This window comes from Corynebacterium sp. (genome assembly GCF_012837295.1).
In the GTDB taxonomy this organism is placed as follows: domain Bacteria; phylum Actinomycetota; class Actinomycetes; order Mycobacteriales; family Mycobacteriaceae; genus Corynebacterium.
This window is the reverse complement of the sequence record NZ_DURI01000269.1, coordinates 1-6,981: the sequence shown is the minus strand read 5'-3', so window position 1 is coordinate 6,981 and position 6,981 is coordinate 1. Positions and strand designations below refer to the sequence as shown.

At 69.4% G+C, this 6,981-nt stretch carries 7 protein-coding genes; 1 reads left to right on the top strand and 6 read right to left on the bottom strand.

Annotated elements, in window-relative coordinates; genetic code table 11:
* From GX015_RS08905 to GX015_RS08895, 3 genes are all read right to left on the bottom strand, one after another.
* Window positions 1–425 (bottom strand): NAD(P)-binding domain-containing protein (locus GX015_RS08905; protein ID WP_291344476.1); only part of this gene is annotated, 425 nt, incomplete at its 3' end.
* A gap of 93 nt (window positions 426–518) precedes the next feature.
* Window positions 519–2,135 carry a hypothetical protein gene (locus GX015_RS08900; RefSeq protein WP_291344474.1) on the bottom strand — a complete coding sequence of 539 codons (1,617 nt, stop codon included), beginning with the start codon at window positions 2,133–2,135 and terminating at the stop codon, window positions 519–521.
* Window position 2,136: 1 nt separating this feature from the next.
* Entirely contained in the window at window positions 2,137–3,075 is a 939-nt protein-coding gene (locus GX015_RS08895; RefSeq protein WP_291344472.1) for a Ppx/GppA phosphatase family protein, read from the bottom strand.
* 34 nt (window positions 3,076–3,109) lie between these two features.
* On the opposite strand from GX015_RS08895, the gene GX015_RS08890 reads away from it, so the two are divergent.
* Window positions 3,110–4,054, top strand: coding sequence for a hypothetical protein (locus GX015_RS08890; protein ID WP_291344470.1), 945 nt, complete (start codon window positions 3,110–3,112; stop codon window positions 4,052–4,054).
* A 55-nt stretch (window positions 4,055–4,109) separates the two neighbouring features.
* On the opposite strand, the gene GX015_RS08885 is transcribed toward GX015_RS08890, so the two are convergent.
* The 3 genes from GX015_RS08885 to GX015_RS08875 form a co-directional block, all read right to left on the bottom strand.
* Complete coding sequence (locus GX015_RS08885) at window positions 4,110–4,802, bottom strand: response regulator transcription factor (protein ID WP_291344468.1); 693 nt, start codon at window positions 4,800–4,802, stop codon at window positions 4,110–4,112.
* A 7-nt stretch (window positions 4,803–4,809) separates the two neighbouring features.
* Window positions 4,810–5,958, bottom strand: a complete 1,149-nt coding sequence (locus GX015_RS08880; protein WP_291344465.1) for an ATP-binding protein — start codon at window positions 5,956–5,958, stop codon at window positions 4,810–4,812.
* Between the two features lie 126 nt (window positions 5,959–6,084).
* Window positions 6,085–6,831 carry a phosphoglyceromutase gene (locus GX015_RS08875; RefSeq protein ID WP_291344463.1) on the bottom strand — a complete coding sequence of 249 codons (747 nt, stop codon included), beginning with the start codon at window positions 6,829–6,831 and terminating at the stop codon, window positions 6,085–6,087.
* Between the last annotated feature and the right edge of the window lie 150 nt (window positions 6,832–6,981).

Below are 6,981 nucleotides of genomic sequence, written 5' to 3'. Positions count from 1 at the left end.
TCGTTGGCGAAGCGGCCCGGGGCGATGGCGTTGACGCCGCGGCCGACGAGCATCGGGGTGTTCGGCATGACGCGCACGACGGGCGTGCCCACCGCGCAGACGGACTCCAGCTCCTCCAGCGTGATGCCCGCGGCCATCGACGCGACGATGGTGTCGCCCTCGCCCTCGTCGATGGCGCCGGAGATGTCCTCCAGCAGCCCGACGATTCCGTGCGGCTTCACGCACAGGAAGACCACGTCGGCACCGTCGACGGCCTGCTCGGCGTCGTCGGCGTCGACGACGCCGTACGCGTCCCGCAGCTCCTTGCGGCGCTCGGGGGACCGCTGCACCAGGTAAATGGACTTGGGGTCCACCCCGCCGTCGATGAGCCCGCCGATGAGCGCGCCGCCGATCTTTCCTCCGCCGATAACCGCAATTCGTGTCATGGTCGGCCAGTGTGCCAAAAGCGCCCCGCCTTGGCTAACCAGGGCGGGGCGCTTGCGGGGTGCCGGCGTGCGCGGGGCGCGCCGGAGCCGGGATCACATCATGGTGAGCACGTACGGCGCGAAGGACACGACCAGGCCGACGATGCCGGCGAGGATCGGGGTCAGTCGGTCGCGCTCGCGGCGGATCAGGTTGACCACGACCACCAGCCCGAAGGCGAAGGCCACGGCGATGACGGCGACGACCGCGGTGGGCAGGACCATCCACAGCATCATGAACAGCGCGAAGACCAGGCCGCCGAAGAGCAGGCCGACGATCGTCTGGGCTATCAGCAGGCCGATGCTCAGCGAGTTGTCCTCGGCGTAATCGTCGCGCGACTTCTTCGTCGCCTTGTCCGCCTTGTCCGCCTCGCCGACCGCGACGGCCGGGGCCGCGGCGGCGGGCTCATCGAAGGGAGCCGCGTACGGGTCGACGCGGTCCTCCGAGGACCGGTCGCCGCCGGAGAAGTCGACGAAGTCCCGGCGGGGCTCCTCGTCGCGCAGCGGTTCGCGGTCGTCGATCAGCGACGACCCGTCGAAGGCGGCGGTCGCCTCGGCGTCCTCGCGGTCGATGGCGCCGTAGCGGTGATCGTCCTCATCGTCGAAGGCGTCGGGGCCGACGGCGTGCTCGTGCACATCGTCCTCGTGCTCGCGGCCCTCGCGCTCGCGGTAGGCGGCCGGCACGTCGTCGACGTGATCGGCCATCGCGCCGGCGGAGGCGGCGCCGATCGCCCCGCCCGCGATGGCGGAACCATCGAAGGCGCGGTCGTCCCGGGAACGGTCGTCGACATCGTCGGGGGCGTCGACGGGATCCGCGGGGTCCTCATCGACCACCGGGATGATGTTCGTCGGGCGGTCGTCGTAGGCCATCGACCCTTCGAGGACCTCGCGGCCCATCGGGCCGACTTCGGCGACGGGCTCGCTGGCGGTGCGGGCATCGTGGAACTTGGTGAAGGTGAAGGTGATTTCACCGGTCTCGTCGTTCGCCATCACCGGGCGCGGATCGACCGGCACGGCGGACGGCACGGAGAACGGCTCGCGCGGCTCGGCGAGCTCTTCGTCGACGGTCTCGTCTGCGATGGCCTCATCCGCGACGGGCTCGTCCGCGATGGGCTCGTCCCCGAACTCCTCCGCGGCCGCCAGCTCATCGGCGTACTCCGCCTCGGCGGAACCCTCTTCGTCGTACTCCCCGACCCACTCGGCGGAATCGGTGGTCTCGGCGGGCTCCGCGTAATCGACGGGATCCACGGCATCCGCCGCATCTTCGGCGTCTTCCGTGACGGGCTCGTCCCCGAATTCCTCGGAGGCGGCCAGTTCATCGGCGTACTCCGCCTCGGCCGACCCGTCTTCGTCGTACTGCTCGGCGGACTCCACGGGCTCGGCGGCCTCAACCGGCTCGACGGGCTCAACGGCCTCGGTGGAATCAGCGGCCTCGGCGGACTCGACGACCTGCTCGTCGTCAAGCTCGTCGTCCTCGACGACGGCATGGGAACCGCGCCGCGGGCCATCGGCTTCGACGCGCGGGATGGACCCGGTCAGCTCGGCGACGGAAACGCCACCTTCTTCGAGGCTGCGGCGCCGGCGGCGCGGGCGGTCCTCCGACCCGGCGGAGTCGCCGCGCTCCTTGTTGCGGCGCGCCAGCAACTCGGCAACGGTGAGCTTTTCGTCGCTCATCTCATCCCTTTCCGTAAAGGTTGCTGTCGAGGCGGCGCAGGATCACGCCCTCACGCAGCGCCCACGGGCAAATCTCCACCTGCTCGAGCCCCAATGCTCGCATACTCGCCTCCGCGACGAGGGCACCGGCGACGATCTGGTGGGAGCGATTCGAACTCACGCCCTCCAACTCGGCGCGGTCGGCGGCCGTCATGCGCGAGATGAACGCGATCAGCTGGCGCAGGCCGGCGGCCGTCAGGGTGCGCTTGACGCGCGGGCCCGCGGAGCTCGGCGCGGCGCCGGTGAGGCGGGCCAGGGTGCGGAACGTCTTCGACGTGGCCACCGCCAGATCCGGCTCGCCCAGCGTGCGCAGATGGCGGGCCGGCTCCACGAGCTCGGCGTCGATGTAATCGCGCAGCAGATCGATCTTCTTGCGCTCCGGCGGGTCGGTGTCGAACCACTCGTGGGTCAGCCGGCCGGCGCCCAGCAGCAGCGAGTACGCGGCGTCGGGGTCTTCGTCGGTGCCGGACGTCAGCTCGAGCGAGCCGCCGCCGATGTCCAGGTTGACGATCCGCCCCGCGGACCAGCCGTACCAGCGGCGCACCGCCAGGAAGGTCAACCGCGCCTCGTCCTCGCCCGAGAGGATCTCCAGGCGGATGCCCGTTTCCTTCTCCACGTGATCGAGGACGTCATCGGAGTTGCGGGCGTCGCGAACCGCCGAGGTGGCGAAGCTGATCATCTCTTCGCACCGCATCTGATCGACGAGGCCCTTGGCCTCGGCGACGTAGCCCGTGAGCTTGTCGATGCCCTTCTTCGACAGATCATTGTCGTCGTCGAGATACTCGACCAGCTTCATCGTCGACTTCGTATCGCTCATCGGGGTGGGGTGCCCGCCGCGGCGGGCGTCGACCATCACCAAATGAACGGTATTGCTGCCAACGTCCAATACACCTAATCGCACGAGTCTCAGGGTAGACGGTCTACCGTGTTCCGGTGTGAATCAGCTCCACCCCCGCGCCGGTCGCGGAACCGCGCCCTCGCCCGCGGAAGTCGCCCCCGATTTCCCGCGCGAGTGGTTCGAGTTCACCGATCCGGACGACCCCGACCACGTGATCACCTGCGATCTGACGTGGCTCCTGTCCACCTATTCCTGCGTGTTCGGCACCGACGCCTGCCACGGCATCGACTCCGGCAACGCGGACGTGGGCTGCTGCGGGCACGGCGCGTTCCTCTGCGACGAAGACGACCGCGACCGCCTTGCCGAGACCGTCCGGGCGATGGAGGCCGACGCCGGGGACGGGCCGTCGGAAAGCGGATGGTGGCAGAACCGCCCCGACTCGGTCACCGCATGGTTCCGCGAGATCGACGCCGGAGACGGCGAGCCGCTGGAGCCCTGGCTGGAGTGGGACGAGCTCGACGACGAGGACGGCAACCCCGAACCCGCGCTGAAGACCCCCGTTCTCGACGGAGCCTGCATCTTCGCCAACCGCGCCGGCTGGCCCGGCGGCGCGGGGTGCGCCCTGCACCAGTGGGCCGCCGCCCACGGCGTCGACCACGTCAAGGCCAAGCCCGACGTCTGCTGGCAGCTCCCCCTGCGCCGCCTGGAGGCCTACGAGGACCGCCCCGACGGCCACGAGATCCTGCGCACCACCATCACCGAGTACGACCGCCGCGGCTGGGGCAACGGCGGCGAGGACTTCGACTGGTACTGCACCGGCGACCCGGGCGCCCACGGCCACGCGGACGCCATCTGGAAATCCCACCGGTCCGAGCTGGTCGAGCTCATCGGCGAGGCCTGCTACGAGATCCTCGCCGACCACTGCCGCACCCGCGAGGCCGCCGGTCTCGCCGGCGCCTTCGGCCCCTCCGGGTACCCCCTGCTGGCCATTCACCCCGCCTCGCGCGCGGCGGCGGAGGGCGTGGCCGCGGGCGAGGTCTAGATCGCTTGGCGACGGCCCGGCGCGCAAGTGGTGCGCCGGGCCGTCGTAAAGCTCCCTATTCCTCGAACTTGTAACCCAACCCGCGCACCGTGACCAGGTGCTTCGGGCGGGAGGGGTGGACCTCGATCTTCGAGCGCAGGCGCTTGATGTGCACGTCCAGCGTCTTGGTGTCGCCGACGTAATCCGCGCCCCACACCCGATCGATGAGCTGCCCGCGGGTGAGCACCCGGCCGCTGTTGCGCAGCAGGTACTCCAGGAGGTCGAATTCCTTCAGCGGCATCGACACCGGCTCATCGTCGACCGTGACCACGTGGCGCTCGACGTCCATGACCACGCGGCCGCCGCGCAGGACGTCCTCCTCCAGCTGCTCTTCCTCGAACTCCGGCTCCCCGCCGCGGCGCAGCACCGCGCGGATGCGGGCGATGAGCTCGCGCGAACTGTACGGCTTGGTCACGTAGTCGTCGGCGCCGATCTCCAGCCCCACGACCTTGTCGATCTCGCTGTCGCGCGCCGTCACCATGATCACCGGCACATTCGAGCGCAGCCGGATGTTCTTGCACACCTCCGTGCCGCTCATGCCCGGCAGCATCAGGTCCAGCAACACGATGTCGATGTCGTGCGCCTCGAACTCGGCCAGCGCGGTCGGGCCGTCGCCCGCGACGCGGACCTCGAACCCTTCCTTCTTCAGCAGGAACGCCAGCGGCTCGGCGAGCGCGGCTTCGTCTTCGACGATCAGAACGGAGGTCACGGGTGGATCATCCTTCCTTCTTGAGGGCCGGCAGTTCGAGGGTGAAGGTCGATCCCGTGCCGGGCCTGCTCCAAATCTTAATGGCGCCCTTGTGGTTTGCGACGACGTGCTTGACGATGGCCAGCCCCAGGCCGGTGCCGCCCGTCGACCTGGACCGCGCCTTGTCCACGCGGAAGAACCGCTCGAAGATGCGCTCCTGATCCGCCAGCGAAATGCCGATGCCGCGGTCCGTGACCCGGACGGCGACGGTGTCGCCGTCGGTCATCTTCACCGAGACGCTGACCGGCGTCTGCTCCGGCGAGTAGTTGACGGCATTGGTGATCAGGTTCGACACCGCGGTGATCAGCAGCGACCGATCGCCCATCACCATCAGCCCCTCCTCGCAATCGGTGCCGACGGCGATGCCCGCCTGCTCCGCGAGGATTTTCGTCCGGTGCACCGCCGCATCGACGATCTCCGACACCTGCAGCGGCTCCATGTCCGGCAGTGCCTCGGCTCCCTGGAGCTTGGACAGGGAAATCAGCTCGGTGATCATCATGGACAGCCGCTTCGCCTCGCGCGTCAGGCTCTCGCTGAAATGCTCCACCGCCTCCGGGTCGCCCTTGGCCTCAGCCAGCGCCTCCACCAGCAGGCTCATGGCACCGACCGGGGTCTTCAGCTCGTGCGACACGTTGGCCACGAAGTCGCGGCGCGCGGCCTCCATGCGGACCAGCTCCGACTCGTCGGTCGCGTAGAGCACCACGAAACGATCGTCCGCCATGGTCAGCGGACTGACCAGGCAGCGGACCGACTTGTCGGGGGCTCCGGCGCGGCGGGCCGGAATGACCAGGTTGAGCTCCTGCTCCTCCTGCGTGTCGAACACCAGCAGCGCCGCCTCCCACCCCAGATCGTGCAGCACGCGCTCGTGCATGAGGCCCAGCTGATGCGCCTGCGGATTCGACAGCAGCACGTCCCGGGAAATGTCCACGACGACCACGCCCGTCGGCGAACCCTGAATGGCCAGGTGCAGCACCTGCGCGATGGTGGTGACGCGTTCCTCCGCGCCCGACCGCTGCTTCGACACCGACTTGACCACCCCGGCGACGGCACCGCCCCCGATGAGTATCGCGGCCATGACGGCCGCGCCCACTAATGCCGCGAGAATGGTAGAGGTCACGGGCCCACCTTATCGCCAGTCGACGGGCCGTGCCGGGTGACTCCGACTCACCGCGCGGGTGCGGAAAAAAGGGGCCGCACCCGCCGAAGCGGGCGCGGCCCCGGGAGGCTCACGGAAACGCGGGAGCTACTTGTTGCCCTGGTTGGCCACGGCGGCGGCGCCAGCGGCGGCGGCCTCCGGGTCCAGGTAGGTGCCGCCCGGGTTCTGGACCTTGCCGTCGGCGTCGAACTCGTAGACCAGCGGGATGCCGGTGGGCACGTTGACCTCGGCGATGTCCTCCGGCGTGATGCCGTCCAGGTACATGAGCATGGCGCGCAGGGTATTGCCGTGCGCGGCGACCATCACGGTCTCGCCGTTCTTCAGGCGCGGCAGGATCTCCGCCTCGAAGTACGGGATCAGGCGCTTCTCCACGTCCTGCAGGCACTCGGTCTTCGGGGCGTTCTCGACGTTCGCGTAGCGCGGGTCGCCGGCCTGCGAGTACGGCGAGTCATCCTCGAGCTCCGGCGGCGGGGTGTCGTAGGAACGGCGCCACATCATGAACTGGTCGTCGCCGTACTTCTCCTTGGTCTCGGCCTTGTTCAGGCCCTGGAGGGCGCCGTAGTGGCGCTCGTTGAGGCGCCAGTCGCGGACGACCGGGATCCACAGGCGATCGGCGACGTCGAGGGCCATGTGCGCGGTGTTGATGGCGCGGCGCAGCAGCGAGGTGTACAGGATGGTGGGCTCGAGGCCGGCCTCGACCATCATCTCGCCGGCGCGGACGGCCTCGGCGCGGCCCTTGTCGGTCAGGGCGACGTCGTACCAGCCGGTGAACTGGTTGGAGGCGTTCCACTCACTCTGGCCATGTCGGACGAGGACAAGTTTTCCGTTGCTCATGCCTTCGATCATGCCCGAAAACGGGGGCCAGCGCTCGCGCTCCCCCATTCCGGGAAAGCCCCTCGGCCACGGGCCCCCTCCCGCACGGCGCGAGAGTCAGGATTCGCCGGTCAGATGGCGGAACTGCTCCAGGTTGGCCAGGGATTCGCC